Annotated in this window: 17 protein-coding genes, 1 rRNA gene and 1 pseudogene; 2 read left to right on the top strand and 17 right to left on the bottom strand. The window is 42.5% G+C overall.

The window, feature by feature from the left end:
* The 8 genes from AC5FEC_RS09845 to truA form a co-directional block, all read right to left on the bottom strand.
* Positions 1 to 204: ribosomal RNA gene (locus AC5FEC_RS09845) — 16S ribosomal RNA — on the bottom strand; the annotation flags it as partial.
* 841 nt (positions 205 to 1,045) lie between these two features.
* Positions 1,046 to 1,729, bottom strand: coding sequence for a B3/B4 domain-containing protein (locus AC5FEC_RS09840; RefSeq protein WP_493662063.1), 684 nt, complete (start codon positions 1,727 to 1,729; stop codon positions 1,046 to 1,048).
* 513 nt (positions 1,730 to 2,242) lie between these two features.
* On the bottom strand, positions 2,243 to 2,839 hold the full coding sequence (gene rpoE / locus AC5FEC_RS09835; protein WP_037615185.1) for a DNA-directed RNA polymerase subunit delta: 597 nt from the start codon (positions 2,837 to 2,839) through the stop codon (positions 2,243 to 2,245).
* A 163-nt stretch (positions 2,840 to 3,002) separates the two neighbouring features.
* A complete protein-coding gene (tig, locus tag AC5FEC_RS09830) occupies positions 3,003 to 4,286 on the bottom strand; it encodes a trigger factor (RefSeq protein ID WP_493662062.1) in 1,284 nt (427 codons plus the stop codon).
* A 196-nt stretch (positions 4,287 to 4,482) separates the two neighbouring features.
* Entirely contained in the window at positions 4,483 to 5,049 is a 567-nt protein-coding gene (locus AC5FEC_RS09825; protein ID WP_304949370.1) for a TIGR01440 family protein, read from the bottom strand.
* Between the two features lie 27 nt (positions 5,050 to 5,076).
* Complete coding sequence (locus AC5FEC_RS09820; RefSeq protein ID WP_037615161.1) at positions 5,077 to 5,559, bottom strand: ECF transporter S component; 483 nt, start codon at positions 5,557 to 5,559, stop codon at positions 5,077 to 5,079.
* Positions 5,549 to 6,310, bottom strand: a complete 762-nt coding sequence (locus tag AC5FEC_RS09815; RefSeq protein WP_304949372.1) for a bifunctional hydroxymethylpyrimidine kinase/phosphomethylpyrimidine kinase — start codon at positions 6,308 to 6,310, stop codon at positions 5,549 to 5,551. Before AC5FEC_RS09815 ends, AC5FEC_RS09820 begins: the two co-directional genes overlap by 11 nt.
* Positions 6,300 to 7,049: a tRNA pseudouridine(38-40) synthase TruA gene (truA, locus tag AC5FEC_RS09810; RefSeq protein ID WP_493662061.1), complete on the bottom strand. Its 750-nt coding sequence runs from the start codon at positions 7,047 to 7,049 to the stop codon at positions 6,300 to 6,302. The genes AC5FEC_RS09815 and truA overlap by 11 nt, the downstream gene beginning before the upstream one ends.
* Before the next feature lie 126 nt (positions 7,050 to 7,175).
* On the opposite strand from truA, the gene AC5FEC_RS09805 reads away from it, so the two are divergent.
* Complete coding sequence (locus tag AC5FEC_RS09805) at positions 7,176 to 7,640, top strand: NUDIX hydrolase (RefSeq protein ID WP_493662060.1); 465 nt, start codon at positions 7,176 to 7,178, stop codon at positions 7,638 to 7,640.
* 311 nt (positions 7,641 to 7,951) lie between these two features.
* Positions 7,952 to 8,191: pseudogene (locus AC5FEC_RS09800) on the top strand (transposase); the annotation flags it as partial.
* 28 nt (positions 8,192 to 8,219) lie between these two features.
* Here AC5FEC_RS09800 and dnaJ read toward each other — a convergent pair.
* From dnaJ to AC5FEC_RS09755, 9 genes are all read right to left on the bottom strand, one after another.
* Entirely contained in the window at positions 8,220 to 9,353 is a 1,134-nt protein-coding gene (gene dnaJ / locus AC5FEC_RS09795; RefSeq protein ID WP_493662059.1) for a molecular chaperone DnaJ, read from the bottom strand.
* Between the two features lie 480 nt (positions 9,354 to 9,833).
* Positions 9,834 to 11,657 carry a molecular chaperone DnaK gene (dnaK, locus tag AC5FEC_RS09790; RefSeq protein WP_493662058.1) on the bottom strand — a complete coding sequence of 608 codons (1,824 nt, stop codon included), beginning with the start codon at positions 11,655 to 11,657 and terminating at the stop codon, positions 9,834 to 9,836.
* Positions 11,658 to 11,763: 106 nt separating this feature from the next.
* Positions 11,764 to 12,288 carry a nucleotide exchange factor GrpE gene (gene grpE / locus AC5FEC_RS09785; RefSeq protein ID WP_493662057.1) on the bottom strand — a complete coding sequence of 175 codons (525 nt, stop codon included), beginning with the start codon at positions 12,286 to 12,288 and terminating at the stop codon, positions 11,764 to 11,766.
* A 38-nt stretch (positions 12,289 to 12,326) separates the two neighbouring features.
* Positions 12,327 to 13,361, bottom strand: coding sequence for a heat-inducible transcriptional repressor HrcA (hrcA, locus tag AC5FEC_RS09780; RefSeq protein ID WP_493662056.1), 1,035 nt, complete (start codon positions 13,359 to 13,361; stop codon positions 12,327 to 12,329).
* A 192-nt stretch (positions 13,362 to 13,553) separates the two neighbouring features.
* Positions 13,554 to 14,105, bottom strand: coding sequence for a ClbS/DfsB family four-helix bundle protein (locus AC5FEC_RS09775; protein ID WP_493662055.1), 552 nt, complete (start codon positions 14,103 to 14,105; stop codon positions 13,554 to 13,556).
* Positions 14,106 to 14,117: 12 nt separating this feature from the next.
* Complete coding sequence (locus AC5FEC_RS09770; protein WP_493662054.1) at positions 14,118 to 14,732, bottom strand: GyrI-like domain-containing protein; 615 nt, start codon at positions 14,730 to 14,732, stop codon at positions 14,118 to 14,120.
* A gap of 60 nt (positions 14,733 to 14,792) precedes the next feature.
* On the bottom strand, positions 14,793 to 15,692 hold the full coding sequence (locus AC5FEC_RS09765) for a helix-turn-helix transcriptional regulator (RefSeq protein WP_493662053.1): 900 nt from the start codon (positions 15,690 to 15,692) through the stop codon (positions 14,793 to 14,795).
* A 122-nt stretch (positions 15,693 to 15,814) separates the two neighbouring features.
* Positions 15,815 to 16,429: a DUF4352 domain-containing protein gene (locus tag AC5FEC_RS09760; protein ID WP_493662052.1), complete on the bottom strand. Its 615-nt coding sequence runs from the start codon at positions 16,427 to 16,429 to the stop codon at positions 15,815 to 15,817.
* A gap of 12 nt (positions 16,430 to 16,441) precedes the next feature.
* A complete protein-coding gene (locus AC5FEC_RS09755; RefSeq protein ID WP_268735144.1) occupies positions 16,442 to 17,314 on the bottom strand; it encodes a mechanosensitive ion channel family protein in 873 nt (290 codons plus the stop codon).
* Between the last annotated feature and the right edge of the window lie 365 nt (positions 17,315 to 17,679).

The following is a 17,679-nucleotide window of genomic DNA, read 5'->3' as shown; positions in this document are numbered from 1 at the left end:
ATGCAGTAAGATATCTTATGCGGTATTAGCTATCGTTTCCAATAGTTATCCCCCGCTAAAAGGTAGGTTACCTACGCGTTACTCACCCGTTCGCGACTCACAAAGTACGGTGTAGTAAACTACGGTGTACCTCGTGCGTTCCACTTGCATGTATTAGGCACGCCGCCAGCGTTCGTCCTGAGCCAGGATCAAACTCTCATTAAAAGTTTGAGTTCTCACTCATTTCTGTCACTGACAGATTTATTGTTTTTTTCATTGTTCAGTACTACAACTTCAGTTGTAGTGCCCTGCACATTGGTTCGTCTTGTTCAGTTTTCAAAGGTCTTTGTCGCCCTCGCAAGCGACAACTATATCAGTATATCACCTCAACTAAGTCTTGTCAATACTTTTTTTGAACTTTTTTTTGCTTTTTTGTAACTTTTTTGAATATCTTAAATAGACATTAATCCTCGATCCCTTGTCAGGGCTAGAGAATCGCGGTGTTGCTGAATAAAAAAAGAAAATCCAATTGTTAAATAGCTTCGTTAATAGAAAAAATACCACTTAGCTTTAATAAATAAGATAAAGTGAGACTTAAGTCTCTAACATGTATGACAGCGAAAGTTTATCAGAGGTAATTCCACTTCATCTACTACATACCGGATTTGCAAGCAGAAATCGAGAAGAATTCTATCTCATCAGTGATAATTTATCTCAGCAAAATACCATTTAGTGAGCTGACACAAGGAAATACTAGACTAGCTCTCTCATGCCGAAAATGCGAAACGAATAGTTTCACACAACAAGTCAGCCGATGAAATCTTGACTTTTCTATTCAGAAAAGAGTTGGCAACTGCACTTAGAATGCAAGAAGATAAAGCTCACAAAGTCTGGCAGTCACCGATGCTCGTCAAAAAGTACGGTGAAAACAGCGGCTGAGTTTTAAAGCTGGACAGAGCAAAACATGAAGAAAACTATGCTTATTTTTTCTAGCGTTGCAATTTTAAGGCAACACTAAGCAAAACGATTTTGCAAAGCAACTGTACCGATTCTCAGCTAATTCGCTCTAATTTTCTTCTGCATGGATTACATATTTCTCGAATTTTAGATTTGGCATAGCTTCTGCCAAATCGTGAGCAATCCGGTCTAGGGCTTCTAAACGCATATCAACAGATGTGTGAGCATTACCCTGAATGATAAAAATCGCATTCTTTGTATTATCATCAAATTTATAGTTCTCACTGTCACGAACATCCAACCAAGCTAGAATTCCTTTTTCGTCTCGATAAACGTAATCCGTCGGGGAAACATGTTTCTCCTTGGATAAAATAGGCAAGAAAACATCCTCTTTTTGACTGACTGTAAACTCAATCTGATTCCCAATTTTATCAAGATCGTGCCCACCGATGGCCAGCAGAGAATGCAGTGCTTCTACATTATAAACATCAATAATACTGTTAATTCGAGGAATTGAGCCGCGATGCTGAATATTGCGAATTAAGGCTGGCACAGTGGGCGGATTTTTCTTGACACTGCGGCCGACAGCCTGCAGTAAATCTCTATACCCCTGAATAGTCGGACAGTCGGATACCTCAGCAAGATCACAATTCAAAGCCCATGCTTCTGCTTCTTTCTGCCTCTTCAAAAAAGCCTCAGAGAGAGGAGCATGTGGATCTACATGTTTGGCAATCCCAATCACCACGCTTGTAATTCCAAGTTCTGCTAAGCTTTTATCAATGACAAATTTCATAACAAGTCTCCTCCGTATAGTATTGTTATTTGCAGGAAATTTTTTATATTATACCATATTTTAATAGCTTTTGTTTTTTTCTTTAGGAAGCAAAGAAAATTGTTGCTGAAAGACTCCATTTCCCTTCTCAAAGCAGGGCTGTGTTGTATTACTTCAGTAATTCTTCAAATGACTGGTGGAACCTAGGAGACAAAGGAAGCGAAGTTGCCATCAAATCTGTTCAAAGAAGCAAAAAATTGCAAACTAAATAAACGAACTTTGATTAGTTTTTGCCGTCCACTTTTCCAGTTCCTATCGAAAATACCATCTCCAACCTAAAAATTTCCATTAAAGCTTTCGTCCAACTTAGCGCTCATTCGCCACTACTAAAAGCAAATATAAATGTTATCTCTCCTTTCAGAATATCATTTCTATTTGCATCATCTTGTCTTGTTAGACTATAAATTTTTCATGGATGGCCAATTACATTCTTACTTCAAGCAAAAGAAGCAGTTTTAGCCTGCTTCTTTTTGATTATTCGTCTTCTTCACCTTCAACATCAACATCATCGTCAGAGTAGTCCTCATCTTCTTCGTTGAGCTCCACTTCTTCTCCCAGATCATCCGGAGCGATTTCGTTGATTTCAGCATCATAGGCTTCCACTTCACTCTTCTCGTCATCTGCATTATCGTCATCGTATGACAGAGAAGGGTCTGCCTCGTAAGAGTCCTCATCTTCTGGATCATCATCGCTGTAGTCAATCGCGTCTTCGTCACCATCCATGAAGGCATTAACACGCTTCTTCTTACGTTTTTTAGAGCCTTCGTCTTCGTCTGTTTCTTCAAGTGCAATGATTTCTTCATCTACCTCATCAATCGCATACCAAGAACGAAGCCCCCACTTATTGTCACCAAGCGGAATAAAACTCCCGTCAACATTCAATTCTGTATAGAATAATGGCAAAAACTCACGGATTTCGCTATTTGATTTTCCCAGATAATTTTGAATTTCATTAACAAGGTCATTAAAGTACATCTCATGATCACGGCCACGCAATTCTAAGATTGCACGCGCTACTTCAATCATAGAAAGTTCACTTTTTTCCTGCCCAGCAAATACTTCTAATTCCAAAATCATTCTCCTTTAAGTTCATAAAGGCTTTCAGCCCTATTCCAATTTTTCGCTACTTTCTATTGTACGATAAATTTCCAGATTCGTCAAAGAAATTTCACTCACTTATTGTATTCTAGACAGAGAAAAAGCCAATAGTTGAAACTATGGCTTCTTAACTGTTCTATTTTACTTTTGCAGAGCTTGTGATTACTTCAACAGCTTTTTTGATTGCAATATCATGTTTCAGCATATCTTCTGAAAGTAATTGACGGACACGTTCAACTTCCATATTGTAATCTGTTGCAAGTGAAGTGATTTCTGCTTCAATTTCTTCATCACTAGCTTCAAAACCTTCTGCCTTCGCAACTGCTTCTACAACAAGGTTAGTCTTAGTACGTGATGCAGCATCTGCTTCGTATTGTTTGTGAAGGTCTTCCTGAGTTGTACCAGTGATTTGGAAGTACATATCAGGTGAGATGCCTTGACGTTGCATATTTCCAAGGAATTCATTAACGGCACGGTGCACTTCTTCATGAATCATTTCTTCTGGAAGTTCAACGATTTCTGCATTTTCTACTGCAAGATCAATCGCTGCCGCTTCAACTGCATCGTTGTAAGCAGCTTCTTTTGCTTCTGCTAATTCTTTGCGGTATTTTTCTTTCAGTTCATCAAGAGTTTCAACTTCTTCGTCAATGTCTTTTGCAAGTTCATCATCAAGTGCTGGAACTTCTTTTTCTTTTACTTCGTGAATTGTTGTAACAAATTTAGCTTCTTTACCTGCAAGGTCAGTTGCTTGGTAGTCTTCTGGGAAAGTTACAACAACATCAACTGTCTCACCAGCTGAATGTCCGACCAATTGATCTTCAAATCCTGGGATGAATTGTCCACTGCCTAAGCCAAGGGAGAAATTGTCGCCTTTTCCGCCGTCAAATTCGACACCGTCTACAGAACCAACAAAATCAATTACGACTGTGTCGCCTTCTGCAGCTGCATCTTCTTTCAGAACCAATTCAGCCAAGTTGTTGCGTTCACGTTCAATGCGCTCATCCACTTCAGCATCAGTAACTTCCTTAGAAACTTCTACAGATACTTCAAGGTCTTTGTAAGCACCCAATTTTACCTCAGGTTTTGTTACAACATCAGCAGTGATTACCCAGTCTTGGCCTTTTTCCATAGATGCCACGTCAAATTGAGGCTGAGCAACTACTTCGATACCTGCTTCTTTTACGGCAGCTTCGTATGCTTCTGGAAGAAGCGCGTTCAAAGCGTCTTGGTAAAGTGCTTCTTCACCAAAGCGTTGGTTGAAGATAGCACGTGGAAGATGTCCTTTACGGAAACCTGGTACAGCAATATCTTTTTTTACTGAGTTAAATACGCGGTCCAAAGCAGGTTTGATTTGTTCTTGACTGATGGTAAAAGTCAAAACTCCGCGATTTGTTTCTTTGTTTTCAAATGATACAGACATTCTGTCATTTCTCCTTAAAATTTATTGAATACAAGCTATTATATCATAATTGCAAGTTTTTTCAAAACTTAATTTCTATTTTTTACTGATTTCGAATAGTTTTTTCACAAATCAATGACAGTAAGTAAAAACAAGGATGAAATTAGGCTATTCTTCTACTTTTCCTGACTTTTTTTCTGAAAGTCCCTCTTAAACATTAGGCTTTTCGAATCCTATCTTCTAGGTAATTTGCTCGTGCACCGCCGATTAATTTGGGACGGCTGGCCAATGCTGTGACATGCGCTGAACCTATTTCTTTCAAAACAGGACGAATTGGTATTTGCACATGCTTGACATGCATGCTGATAGCTGTATCTCCAATGTCCAAACCCGCATGAGCAGTGATAAATTCCACCTCGACAGGATCTTTCATGTACTTGAAAGCTGCAAGTTGCCCACTCCCGCCTGCGTGTAAGCTTGGCAAGACATTAACAATTTCCAAATCCTTCTTTTCTGCCAATTCACGTTCCACAACCAGAGCACGGTTGAGATGCTCGCAGCCTTGAACAGCTAGGTAAATCCCCTGATCTGACAGACCATCCAAGAGGGTCTTGACAATAACTTCCCCGATTTCAAGGCTGGAATTCTTGCCAATATGACCACCAAGAACCTCGCTGGACGATAAACCCAAGACAAAGATGCTGCCTGACGAAAGAGCAGACTTTTCTAAAACATCTGCTAGAATTGTCTTAGTTTGCTGTTTGATTTCCTGTAAATCTTGCATGCTTGAATCCTTTCTTTCATACCTGTCTTATTTATCAGAACGACCGTTTTCCACTGTTTTGGGAAGCAATTTCACCAAGATGAAACCAACGACCATTCCCAAAATATTTTGAAAGAAATTTGGAATCATCTCAGGCAGAGCAGCTCCACTACCAAAGATTAAAGTAGAAGCCAAAGCATAACCGCAAACCATCGTTACGGTTGCTAAGATCAGCCCCACATACCGGCCCTTATCCTTAAAACCAGCAAAATAACCTTGCAAACCATGAATCACGAGACTGAAAAACATCCATTGAGGATAGCCTGCAATCAAATCAATCAGAAAGCCCGATAAACCTCCAACTACAGCCCCTTCACGCTTACCAAAGTAAAAGGCGGTAAAGAAAATTCCGGCATCCAAGAGGGTAAGAAAGCCTGTTGGTGTTGGGATTTTCAAAAAATATCCCAAAACAACTGATAAAGCCGTGATAATAGATAACAAAATAATTTTATGTGTCTGATTATTTTTCATATTGTACTACTCCATATTGATCTGCATTTTGAATGGCCCGATAGACAAAGTCTTTGGAAAATTGAACTGCTGCAAGCGGAGACTCGCCTAGAAGCAGCTGACTGGCAATGCTGGAAGCAAAAGTGCAGCCCGCTCCGGTATTGTTGCTGGCCAGCACTGGCGATTCTAATATCTCAAAATCTCCTCCGTCATAGAAAACATCCACCGCCCGCTCCTTGCTTAAGCGATTGCCGCCCTTAATCACCACATGCTTGGCCCTTAAATCATAGAGTTCCTGTGCTGCTGCCTGCATATCTGCCAGAGTTTTGATTTCTTTTTGGGTCAATAGCTGCGCTTCTGCCAGATTTGGCGTGATGATGCTGACATAGGGGAAGAACTTGATGAGTTCTTCTCTTAGAGCACTGACTTCCAAATCATGATTTTCCTTGCAGACCAGAACAGGATCCAGCACTACTGGTATATCCGCATGCTGCTTGACAAAAGCCAATGCCTGCTCTGCTATTTCCAGATTGGGTAAAAGTCCTATCTTAATAGCAGAAAAAGGAACATCCTTGAGACTGGCTAACTGCTGGGCAAAAACCTCTTCCTCAACTGGAATGACCTCAAATCCCTTATCAGTCATCGCCGTCAGGCAAGTCACAGCTACGAACCCATGCAGGCCATTGACTGTATAGGTAGCCAAATCAGCATGCAGTCCGCCACCACTGAAAATATCATTGCCCGAAAGGGCTAAAATCAACTTATTCTTCATAACGAATCTCCTTTAGATAGAGGCCGTTTGGACCGGCTGTTGGTCCTGCCAGATGACGGTCTTTCTCCGCTAAAATCCGCTGAATCTGGTCTACTGGCATACGCTTGTTGCCAATCTTGAGCAGCGTACCCACCATATTGCGAATCTGCTTGTAGAGGAAGCCATTGCCCGAAAAGGTAAAGACCAGAAAATTTCGCTCTGCATCATAGCGGACCTTGGCCTCAGTGATAGTTCGAACCTTGTCTTCTACACTGGTTCCCGAAGCCGTAAACCCTGTAAAATCATGTGTCCCCTCCAGCTGAGCAATCGCTTCTTCTATCAGACTCAGGTCCAAAGGATAAGGATAATGAGTGGCATAATGGCGCATCATGGGATTTTTAGGCCGGCCAATGTCCACCAAAAATTCATAGGTTTTGCTGTGCTTATTGTAGCGAGAGTGAAAGTCCTCTGCCACTCGCTCCACAGAGATAAAATCAATATCCTCCGGCGTCTGCGTATCTAGCGCAAAGCGTAACTTCTCTTCATCTCGCTCTTCAGTCAAATCAAAATGGAGCACCTGACCCAGAGCATGAACACCACTGTCGGTTCGGCCTGCTCCATGAACCACTATAGGCTGCCCTTTATTAATACGGGTCAAGGTCTTTTCAATCTCTTCCTGAACACTCCTGGCATGGGGCTGTCGCTGAAAACCAGCAAAGCCATAACCATCGTAGGAAATAATAGCTTTATATCGTATCATGTGTTTATTTTAGCAGGAAAAAAAGCCCCCAGCAAGCCCAAAACAGAAAGACTGTCCGGGGACAGATTTAGGATTGACAAAAGTAATAAAAACACTTATACTGGACAGATGACGGAGGCTATAGAATTGACAAAAGATATCTCTTATACTGTTGAAAATCAGCGTTTTCGCTATCGAGCTGCCGCTCTGATTATCGAAGAAGAAGCACTTTGCCTCATGAGACTACCCAGCGAAGACTATCTTTACTCCGTTGGCGGAGCGGTTCAATTCGGAGAAACGACTGAAGCAGCCTGTCTCAGAGAGGTTTTGGAAGAGACTGGCCAACTTTACGAAATTGATCGCTTAGCTTACATCCACGAAAATTTCTTTTCGAACTCCACAGGAATTTTGAAAGATTTGGACTGTCATGAGATTTGTCTATGTTATTTCATGAAACCCAAAGGTCAACAATTTCCCAGCCCAGATAAGTTAGAAAAGATTCAGTGGATTCCTATTCAAGACCTGAAAAAACATCGGATTTTCCCTGATTTTTTGCCATACTTCTTCACTGAAACAGACAGCGGAATCCAACACTTTGTGACCAAGAACTGAGTGATTTCCGAATCAGTGAAAGTAATATCTTTAAACCTATCATAAAAAGCTTGGTTTCCTAGTTTAAAAAGCTCTATAATATCTGTAGTGGGTAGACCCACTAGAGGTATTGTGGAGTTTTTTCTGTCTACCAAAAAAGACCCCTATGACTTATAATGAAAAGCGCTCAAACAACTCATTAGAAAGACTCATATGTAACACCTTTCAATTCCACAGATTCAATCAGATTGAAAGATAAAAACATCAAAATTTTATTCGTCTTATAATGTCAAACCCGTATCATCTACAAGATAAACCGGATGGAAAAGCCCCTACCTGCTGTCAATCCAGCCTTTAAAGCTGTCTTGAAAATCTTTCTCAAATACAAGGCTTACATCACCAATACCTTTGAATCCCCTTATTCCAACGCCAAGTTGGAGGCAACCAACAAACCCATCAAGGTTATCAAGCGTAACTCTTTTGGATTTCGAAACTTCAAAACTAAAATTCTCATCGCTTTGAACATCACAAAAGAGAGAACCAATCTGATTCTCTCTCGTGCTTCATTATAAGTCACCCACTACAGTTGACATTGAGGTATTATTCTCCTTCAAAGGCATCTTTCATCTTGTCAAAGAAGCCTTTTTTCTTGGGATTAACTTTGATATTCCCAGCAGCTGCAAAGTCTTTGAGGGCTGCTTTTTGACGGTCGTTGAGGCCAGTCGGCGTCACTACATTGACAGTGACATACTGATCACCCATGCTTCCGCCGCGCAAACTTGGCGCACCCTTGCCACGCAGACGGAAACGCTTGCCAGTCTGTGTTCCTTCTGGAATATTCAGCTCAACATCCCCGTGAACAGTTGGAATATCCACGCTGTCACCAAGAGCTGCTTGGACAAAGTTGAGATTGAGCTTGTAGTAAATGGTAGACCCATCTCGCTCAAACTTGTCGCTCGGCTCAACTTGAACCACAACATAGAGGTCACCATAAGGACCGCCATTAAAGCCAGCTTCACCTTGACCGGACAGACGGACCTGCTGACCAGTTTCCACACCAGCAGGGATTTTCACCTTAACGCTGTGAGCCTGTTTTTCATGACCCGTTCCATGACAGGTTTCACAAGGACTTTTGATTTCTTTTCCTCGCCCATGACAGACATCACAGGTCACTTGTCGACGCATCATGCCGAGCGGTGTCTGGGTATCAACGTTGATAACACCAGAGCCATGACAGCGACCACAAGTTACTGGGCTAGTTCCTGGCTTAGCACCAGACCCAGCACAGGTATGACAAGTCGCTTCACGGTTATACTTGATTTCCTTCTCAGCCCCGAAAATGGCTTCCTCAAAGCGGAGATTTACCCGATACTGGAGATCGTCCCCTTGGCGCGGAGCGTTAGGATTCCGAGTGCCACCACCGCCAAAAAAGCTAGAAAAGATATCTTCGAAGCCGCCAAAGCCGGAGCCATCAAAACCACCGAAGCCGCCTGCACCGCCGCCAAATCCACCATTAGCTCCCGCTGCACCGTATTGATCATAGGCTGCCCGCTTTTGCTCGTCACTCAGCGTTTCATAAGCCTCTTGGACTTCTTTATATTTGTCCTCTGCCCCAGCTTCCTTATTAATATCGGGGTGATACTTTTTAGATAATTTCCGATAGGCTCTCTTGATCTCATCCTGAGAAGCATTCTTAGAGACACCTAGACGGTCATAATATTCTGTATTGTTCATGTAAGATACCAAGACCGTAAAATTCGACTGAAAAATAGGAAATCAGGCGACGGAGCGATGCTCCTAGGCTGATTTCTCTTTTTTCCGAGAATTTAGGTCGGGTTCAGTTCCTTTCTAGCTTAGTATAAGAAAGAACCAGAAATTTCCGTTCCGATTCGTTTCTTACCGAAAAACAGAGGCTGGGCTGCAACCTCTGGATTTCTTCTTATTATTACTAGTTCTAAAACAAAGTCGATTCTACTTTGTTTTAGAACTAGTAAGGCGTTTAGGCAAGTCGCCATAGCGATTGCCGTAGAATGACAATCGCTTTAGTGATTAGCCATTTTTAACGAGTTGCGACGTTTGTGTTTTATAGATCGAACTAGTTAGGCTTAACTGAGTTTCGGCTAAAAACTTCGGAAAAAAGATAAGCCATCTTTTGTGCATCGCACAAGGCGACGGCTTCCTATTTTTCTTTCGTTTTCTTAACGCCTCAACATCTTACTTTTCCGTAAACTCTCCGTCTACGACGTCATCGCCTGCGTTTCCTGTTGCTTGTGCGCCTTCTGCTCCTGCTTGAGCTTGTTGGGCTGCTGCAGCTTGTTCGTAGAGTTTCACTGCCAAAGCTTGCACTTTTTCGTTGAGAGCTTCGAGTTTTGCTTTCATTTCGTCCAAGTTGTTGTCTTCTTGGGCTTTCTTAAGGTCATCAAGGGCAGCTTGGGCAGCATCGCGTTCTGCGTCAAAGCCTTTGCCTTCTGTTTCCTTGAGCGTTTTTTCAGTCGCAAAGATAGCTTGGTCTACTTCGTTACGAAGGTCTACTTCTTCTTTACGTTTCTTATCTGCTTCAGCATTTGCTTCTGCATCTTTCATCATGCGGTCGATTTCTTCGTCCGTCAAGCCAGAGTTAGATTGGATCACGATTGTTTGCTCTTTTTGAGTTCCAAGGTCTTTGGCCTTAACAGATACGATACCGTTCTTGTCGATATCAAAGGTTACTTCGATTTGAGGAATTCCACGAGGTGCAGCTGGGATGTCAGTCAATTGGAAACGTCCAAGAGTCTTGTTATCCGCTGCCATTGGGCGTTCACCTTGAAGAACATGGATATCAACGGCTGGTTGGTTGTCTGCCGCAGTTGAGAAGACTTGTGATTTAGATGTTGGAATCGTTGTGTTGCGGTCGATCAGCTTAGTGAAGACGCCACCCATTGTTTCGATACCAAGTGACAATGGTGTTACGTCAAGAAGGACAACGTCTTTCACATCACCAGTAATCACACCACCTTGGATGGCAGCACCCATAGCAACGACTTCATCAGGGTTCACTGATTTGTTTGGTTCTTTACCAGTTTCAGCCTTAACAGCTTCTACAACGGCTGGGATACGAGTTGAACCACCGACAAGAATCACTTCGTCGATTTCTGACAAGCTCAAACCTGCATCAGAAAGGGCACGACGAACTGGAATCTTCGTACGCTCTACAAGGTCACGAGTCAAATCGTCAAATTTCGCACGAGTCAAGGTCATTTCCAAGTGAAGAGGTCCAGCAGCACCCGCAGTGATGAATGGCAAGCTGATTTGAGTTGAAGTCACACCAGAAAGATCTTTCTTAGCTTTTTCAGCTGCATCTTTCAAACGTTGAAGCGCCATCTTGTCGTTTGACAAGTCGATACCATTTTCTTTCTTGAATTCTGCTACCAAGTGGTCAATGATTTTTTGGTCAAAGTCGTCACCACCGAGTTTGTTATCCCCTGCAGTTGCCAATACATCAAAAACACCGTCACCGAGTTCAAGGATAGACACGTCGAATGTACCACCACCAAGGTCGAATACCAAGATTTTTTCTTCTTTGTCAGTCTTGTCCAAACCGTATGCAAGGGCTGCTGCAGTTGGTTCGTTGACGATACGTTCTACTTCAAGACCAGCAATTTTACCTGCATCTTTTGTTGCTTGACGTTGTGCATCGTTAAAGTAAGCTGGAACTGTGATAACAGCCTTAGTTACTTTTTCACCAAGGTATTCTTCTGCATAACCTTTCAAGTATTGAAGGATCATAGCTGAAATTTCTTGTGGAGTGTATTCTTTACCGTTTGCAGAAACTTTTTCAGAAGTTCCCATCTTAGATTTGATAGAGATAACAGTATCTGGGTTTGTTACTGCTTGACGTTTTGCAGCATCACCAACGATGATTTCACCGTTTTTGAATGACACTACAGACGGAGTTGTGCGGTTTCCTTCTGGATTTGCGATGATTTTTGATTCAGTTCCTTCAAGAACTGCAACTGCTGAGTTTGTTGTACCTAAGTCAATACCGATAATTTTGCTCATTATATTTTCCTCTTTTTTAATTTTTTTCTTTTGCAAGCCTCCGGCTTGCCTCTTATCATTCTTCATAGTTTAATGTCGTTTCGGACAAGTTTTTAAGCTCTGTATCTTAGTTATATACCACTACCATGGCTGGTCTTAGGATGCGGTCATGGAGTTTGTAGCCTTTTTGGAAGACTTGGGCAATGGTATCTGCTGGATGCTCGTCATCTGCTGGGACGGTTTGGATGGCCATGTGATAGTTATGGTCAAATGCTCCGTCCGCCGCGATTTCTTCAATTCCTTCTTCTTTAAGGGCATGAATCAAGCTTTCTTGCACCATTTCCAGACCTTTTTTAACATCATCTGTCAAGCCTTCAACGGCAAGCGCACGCTCAAGGTTGTCCAAGGAAGATAAGATAGCTTTCCCTAAATCTTGGCTTCGATAGCGTTGCAAGAGTTGACGTTCCTCATTGGCACGACGTTGGATGTTTTGCATTTCTGCATGAGCGCGAAGGTATTTATTTTCAAAATCTTCTGCCCGCTCATTAGCTAGTTCTAATTCTGATTTTTCAGGAGCAATTTCAACAGCCTCTTCAGCAGTTTCTACTACTTCCTCTTCTTTTACTTCTTCGTTTTTTATTTCCTCAGACATTTTTCGCCTCCTTTTTAGGAATTTATGTAATTTCATGTTCAACTCACCTCATAATGATTGCTACTCAAATAGCGATAGAAATCTGTGAGTTTCATAGTCAGGACTCGATTGACAACATTGAGTTGACTGACCACCTTTTGGTAATCCAGATTGACTGGCCCAACCACCGCCAGCATACCAAAGCCCCGATAGGGAATCAGGAATTTGCTGGAAATCAATGTGAGATTGGCCAGGCTGTCCTCTTGACTAGCTGCGACTCGGACATTTTGCATTTGACCCTCGGCTAAGCTATCGCGAATTTCAAAGGCGACCTTCTGCCGATCATCAAAGAACTGATAGGCCTCAAAATCCGCAAAGCGCAACAGCTGAACCTTACCAGCAAGGGCCACTTTCTCCACAAACATCTGAGCAAAAATATGCTCAAAGAGATCGAGGACATTGTCCGTCGTGGTAAAGTAGCGTTGGATAATCTGCGGAATTTCTGTCCGAATCTTGTAATGAATATCCAAGACCGTCTGTCCTAGAAAGCGCTCCTGAATCATATCCCTCAACCGCAGCAGGTCTTCCTGGAGAAAATTCCTAGGAATCATAAACTGACTGGTCAGGGTATTGGACTCATCCAGCGTAAAGACAGCTAAGGCTGCATGCTGGCTGAGCACGACGATGTCAAAAGCTGTCAGTCGCTGCCGACTAGGCTCGACATCAAGGGCTACAACCGTGCAATCACTCAACTCTGCCAAGACATCCGCCGCCCGCTGGAGGAGATCCTCCAACTTGAAGAACTCTTGGTCGAAGGCCTTGACGACCTCGTAGAGCTCATTTTCCGCCAGCTGATCAAAGGCCAAGGAATGCCGGACGAAATACTGGAAACCAGCGACACTGGGCTTACGGCCACTCGATGTGTGGGCCTTTTCCAGCAGACCTTCCTTTTCCAAGGCCGCCATGTCATTACGGATGGTGGCACTTGAGGACTGGATAGACTCTTGCAAGGCTTTAGAGCCGACAGGCTCCTGCGTCTTGGTAAAGATATCAATGATTAGATTTAAAATCTCATTTTGGCGTTCTGTTACCAAGGACCTCACCTCTCTTTAGAAAATTCCAGCCACTGGCGAGATTTTATTTTTTATATTTAGCACTCTAATACCTCGAGTGCTAAACCATGATTCTATTATACACTCTTGAAAATGAAAGTCAAGGCAAAAACTCAAAAAATTAGCACTCTTTTTGCAAGAGTGCTAAAAATCGGTCTCAAGTCCTAGAAAACTTTATTGGATAGGATTCGTTTTACAATTCTTTTGATGAGCTTTAAGCTTTTTCATAGCCCAATCATAGTGGCTGGATGTGGCGCTGACAAAATAAGAACCCAAGGTCGTTCCTCCCGTCCATTTATAGACTCCTTTAGAAAATAATTCTTCATTGGTCAAGGTTGCGGCTAGGTCTAGGACAGCTCTATGCGAACTAGCCAGCAAAGAACTTGCCTCCTCAAGAGAGGTTTGCTGGTGCTTTTCCCAAAATGCGACATTCATATCACCATAGGTTCTCCAATTGTAGGGAGCAGGCAGGAAGGACTTCTCTTCTCCTCTTTGATTGGCCTGCACCCAGTTTAGCAGCAGTTGGTGCCACTCATAAAGATGGATTAAGACATCCCTAAGATTCCGATCGCGCTTCCAGTGAGCTTCTTTCTTTTTCTCATCCTTTGAAAAATCAAAGGGTCCTGACAACTCTTCTGCTGTCATGTTCGAAATAAGCAGATTGAGTTTTTCAAAATTTTCTGTAGCTGCAGCCAGCAAATCGTTTTTTGTTGTAGGTCTTGGCATGCTAGATTCCTCCTATCTGACGGAATACCTCAAGATGGTTTTCAACTTTTCTTCGGGCGTCCTATTTTTGTTGCTCAAGTATATCTCTCTGTGAACTTGGTCGCATCTCTCCAGTCCCAAGCTGATTGCTAGCTTGTCCATTTTCTCAAAAGAGGCAGGCTCACTGTCATAACTTCCTATATGTAATACCTGAATCGCCTGCTCCTCTGGCAAGCTTTGCAAGCTAATGTCAGCGTAGAGGGGATTGGGCTTTTTCTTGCGAACATTCTCAAGCGCCGCCGCAAAAATGTCCTGAGTGATGACATTGGGCTGCTGAATCATGAGCTGATAGCGAAGCTGACTTTTATCGAATCCTTCCCCAGTAGCTTTTTCCCAGATACCTTCCAAAGGATAAACCGTAAAATCCGTCACCTTGTCCTCTGCCTTATCTTTCATCATGGATTTAAAGAGCATTTTTATGGAATAGGCCAGTGAATAAAGGGCAGACACCCGCTCAGAGAAATCTGTTTCATTGGGGTCGCCCGCTCCTTCGATCACAATGAACTGTTGACTTGGCACCTCTACCAGCTCTGGCTTTTGCTTGGCTCCATAAAGGCCTTTCTCACTCTTTCTCCATTCATATTTCATATTGCTGCCTCCTTTTCTCTTCTTACCACTAGTATACAAGAAGATACCTGACACCCTATGTCAAGTTTTATATTTTTCTGCCAGCTGATGAATCATTTCTTTCATTTTCACTCGGATTTCGGGCGGTTCTAAGACCTCCACAGCATCTCCAAAGGACAGGATGTAACTGTATAGACGCTGGTCGTTGGGAATGTCTATTTCTGTATATAAATTTCCTTCGGAATCTGTCCGAATGTCTCCGCCTAATTCGTCATAAACCCTGAAGGCCACTTTGTGATCAAACTTGACTGTCAGCTCAATCGTATTTTCGTAGGTCAGTTCTTTTTCCAAGACGATATCTTCAAAGCTGTCCTCAAACCTTTCCTCCAGCCGCTCCAGATTTTTCATCCGAGATAGCTTGAAATACCTGAATTCCTGTCGCAAGAGGCAAAAAGCATACAGATACCAATTCTGACTTTTAAATAACAGTCGCACAGGCTTGACACAACGACTTGTTTCCTGCTCATCACTACCGAAGTAAGAAAAAGAAACGAGATGCTTGCCTAGAATCGCAGTTTTTAATTGATGAAAGGTTTCTTCATACACTTTATCATTTTGCCAGTGATTAAAATCAACTTCAATCCAATTTGGATTTTTGACTTGAAAAAGCGCCGAAAGTTTTGTGAGAAGGTCACTCTGGTAAAGCTGACTGGTGCTATTCAGACCTTGCAGAGCCGCCATGATTTGCTCTTTCTCCTCCGCTGTCAGCAAGGACTTCCGCAAGACATAGTCCTCTGCGATTTCTATACCGCCACCCTTTCCTTGCGTGGTATAAATCGGAATCCCCGCGCTGCTTAGAGAATCTACATCCCGATAAATGGTCCGGACCGAGACCTCAAATTTCTCAGCCAGCTCCGTTGCAGTCACTTTCCCTCTCTCTAAAATATAGTACAATATCCGAAATAGTCTATTATTCTGCATGGTCGCTCCATTTCCTCCACCTATTATACAATACTTTCCATGAGATGTCATGTTTACAAAAAAGCATCGTGACTATTCTGAAATGCCACGATGCCTCTTAATTAAACTATCTTAAAATCACTTCACACTGCTTGACTTGACTTTTCTTTTGACCATTTCACATTCTCATATACGAGTGAATAAGGACCTGCATCGCCATCTTCTCCGTCAAATATTAAATCAAATGTGATGGTTTTTCCTGCGCTTAGATTGGTGCCGATTTGTGTGTTATCAAAAGTGGAGCCGTCTAGAATATAAACCTCATCATCCTGATCATATAAGCTAAATGAATACGGACTAAGCAGGATTTGTCGGCTAGACGTGTTTTCTACCGTCACTGAGGCGACAACAGCACTTCCTGTTGATTCATCACCCAAAGTGCGATCCTTATCCAAGCGGACAGAGTTTACTGTAATCTTGAGTCCTTCAGGAAATTCAACCGCCTCTCCCAATCGATAAGACTTATATTCAGCCGAGTAGCTATAATCATGGCTCTGTTTTGCTCGTAATTCTTCGTTTTCAACAGTTAGCCCTAGCGTTATAAGGAACAAGACCGCACAAAATATGGTCATGAGGAAAAGCACGATTCCCAATATCAAGGTCGTCCAGAACAGAGCCTGTTTATGAAGCGGCTTCTTTAACTGGTAAATCAAGCCCTTTCCATCCACTATAATCCCTTGTTTTTCATTTTCATTCATCACTCTTCTCTCCTAAACTTTTGAACCACTTCCTGTAACTGGAGCCAATGTCGGCAGAGCCACTCCTTCTTTTAACAGTGCCTCATGATAAAGTCTGTAAAAAATGTGGTAAATATTTGTCTGCATGCCGCCTTCCACCACTAGGCTGACCCGAAAATAAAACTGGCCACTCGCAGCCATCTGCGGGCCTAGAATATCAGGTTCTTTCAGAATTTCTGGATGCTCTGGAACAGCTTCCGCATTCACATCCGCAATAATCCGGTAAATCTCATCTAAATCAGTCTCTGCATAGATGGGAATATCAATTAGAACCCGCATATCGCCACGAGAAAGATTGCTGACAACGGTGATATTTCGGTTGGGCACAAAGTGAAGTGTACCGTCCGCATCGCGAACCTGCGTGGTCCGAATCCCAACGCTGACGACTGTTCCGGCAATCTTGATCGCACCGTTGGTCAAGCGGACATTGTCTCCCACATCCAACTGTCGCTCTAGCAGAATAAAGAAGCCATTGACCAGATCAGACAGAAAGCCTTGGGCCCCCATCCCAATCGCTACGCCGGCAATTCCTGCCCCAGCTAAAAGACTCGAGACTGGCATACCCAAAATCGATAAAATCCAATAAAACAAAAGAAAATAAAGCGCATAATTCAGCAGATTCTCAATCAGGCGTGTAATAGTCTTTTGTCGAGCCTCATCCTGCCGAGATAATTTCAAAGATGGCGCAATAATCTTAGCTACCAAAAGATGAAGTGATTTCTTTGCAATATAAAAAAGTAAAATTAAAAATACTAAAGAAACTAACTTCGAGAATATTTCATCTAAAATACCGGACCAATCAAACTGCTGGAAGTATCGGGTAAATACATTGCCGGTTTTAGTCATAGCCCACCTCCTCGTAATGATAGTACCATTATACCATAAAGAAATTTTTCTGCCGAAACGGGATGTTCCTTAGTTTTCTTACCTCATTATTCCATTTATTCTTACTTCTCCCATCTATACTTTAATACATAGGTAAAACGCTGCCTAACAATAAACTTTTAAAACAATTTTATCATTTGAATGAAGAAAACAACCTTTCCCACATAAGATAAAATCAAAACCCAACCTTCCTCTTCAGAAAAGAGAGTGGGACAGAAATCGGTAATTCGTTAGAATTCGATTTCGTCGTCCCACCTCCGCACAGTTGAGTAGGGCTGTAAAAGCTGATGAAATCAGCGTAGTAGAGCCCACTCAACCACTGCGTC

This window comes from Streptococcus sp. STC1396, assembly GCF_058933875.1.
The sequence above is the reverse complement of the archived record's forward strand: the minus strand, read 5'-3'. Positions and strand labels throughout refer to the sequence as shown.

What these genes read in the sequence shown, in the direction of transcription:
- AC5FEC_RS09755 (WP_268735144.1), bottom strand. Translation starts at nt 17,314, where the DNA reads ATGACTAAAACCGGCAATGTATTTACCCGATACTTCCAGCAGTTTGAT.
- AC5FEC_RS09820 (WP_037615161.1), bottom strand. Translation starts at nt 5,559, where the DNA reads ATGAAAAATAATCAGACACATAAAATTATTTTGTTATCTATTATCACG.
- grpE (WP_493662057.1), bottom strand. Translation starts at nt 12,288, where the DNA reads ATGTCTGAGGAAATAAAAAACGAAGAAGTAAAAGAAGAGGAAGTAGTA.
- AC5FEC_RS09840 (WP_493662063.1), bottom strand. Translation starts at nt 1,729, where the DNA reads ATGAAATTTGTCATTGATAAAAGCTTAGCAGAACTTGGAATTACAAGC.
- AC5FEC_RS09775 (WP_493662055.1), bottom strand. Translation starts at nt 14,105, where the DNA reads ATGCCAAGACCTACAACAAAAAACGATTTGCTGGCTGCAGCTACAGAA.
- dnaJ (WP_493662059.1), bottom strand. Translation starts at nt 9,353, where the DNA reads ATGAACAATACAGAATATTATGACCGTCTAGGTGTCTCTAAGAATGCT.
- truA (WP_493662061.1), bottom strand. Translation starts at nt 7,049, where the DNA reads ATGATACGATATAAAGCTATTATTTCCTACGATGGTTATGGCTTTGCT.
- tig (WP_493662062.1), bottom strand. Translation starts at nt 4,286, where the DNA reads ATGTCTGTATCATTTGAAAACAAAGAAACAAATCGCGGAGTTTTGACT.
- AC5FEC_RS09765 (WP_493662053.1), bottom strand. Translation starts at nt 15,692, where the DNA reads ATGCAGAATAATAGACTATTTCGGATATTGTACTATATTTTAGAGAGA.
- AC5FEC_RS09815 (WP_304949372.1), bottom strand. Translation starts at nt 6,310, where the DNA reads ATGAAGAATAAGTTGATTTTAGCCCTTTCGGGCAATGATATTTTCAGT.
- AC5FEC_RS09825 (WP_304949370.1), bottom strand. Translation starts at nt 5,049, where the DNA reads ATGCAAGATTTACAGGAAATCAAACAGCAAACTAAGACAATTCTAGCA.
- AC5FEC_RS09760 (WP_493662052.1), bottom strand. Translation starts at nt 16,429, where the DNA reads ATGAATGAAAATGAAAAACAAGGGATTATAGTGGATGGAAAGGGCTTG.
- AC5FEC_RS09770 (WP_493662054.1), bottom strand. Translation starts at nt 14,732, where the DNA reads ATGAAATATGAATGGAGAAAGAGTGAGAAAGGCCTTTATGGAGCCAAG.
- dnaK (WP_493662058.1), bottom strand. Translation starts at nt 11,657, where the DNA reads ATGAGCAAAATTATCGGTATTGACTTAGGTACAACAAACTCAGCAGTT.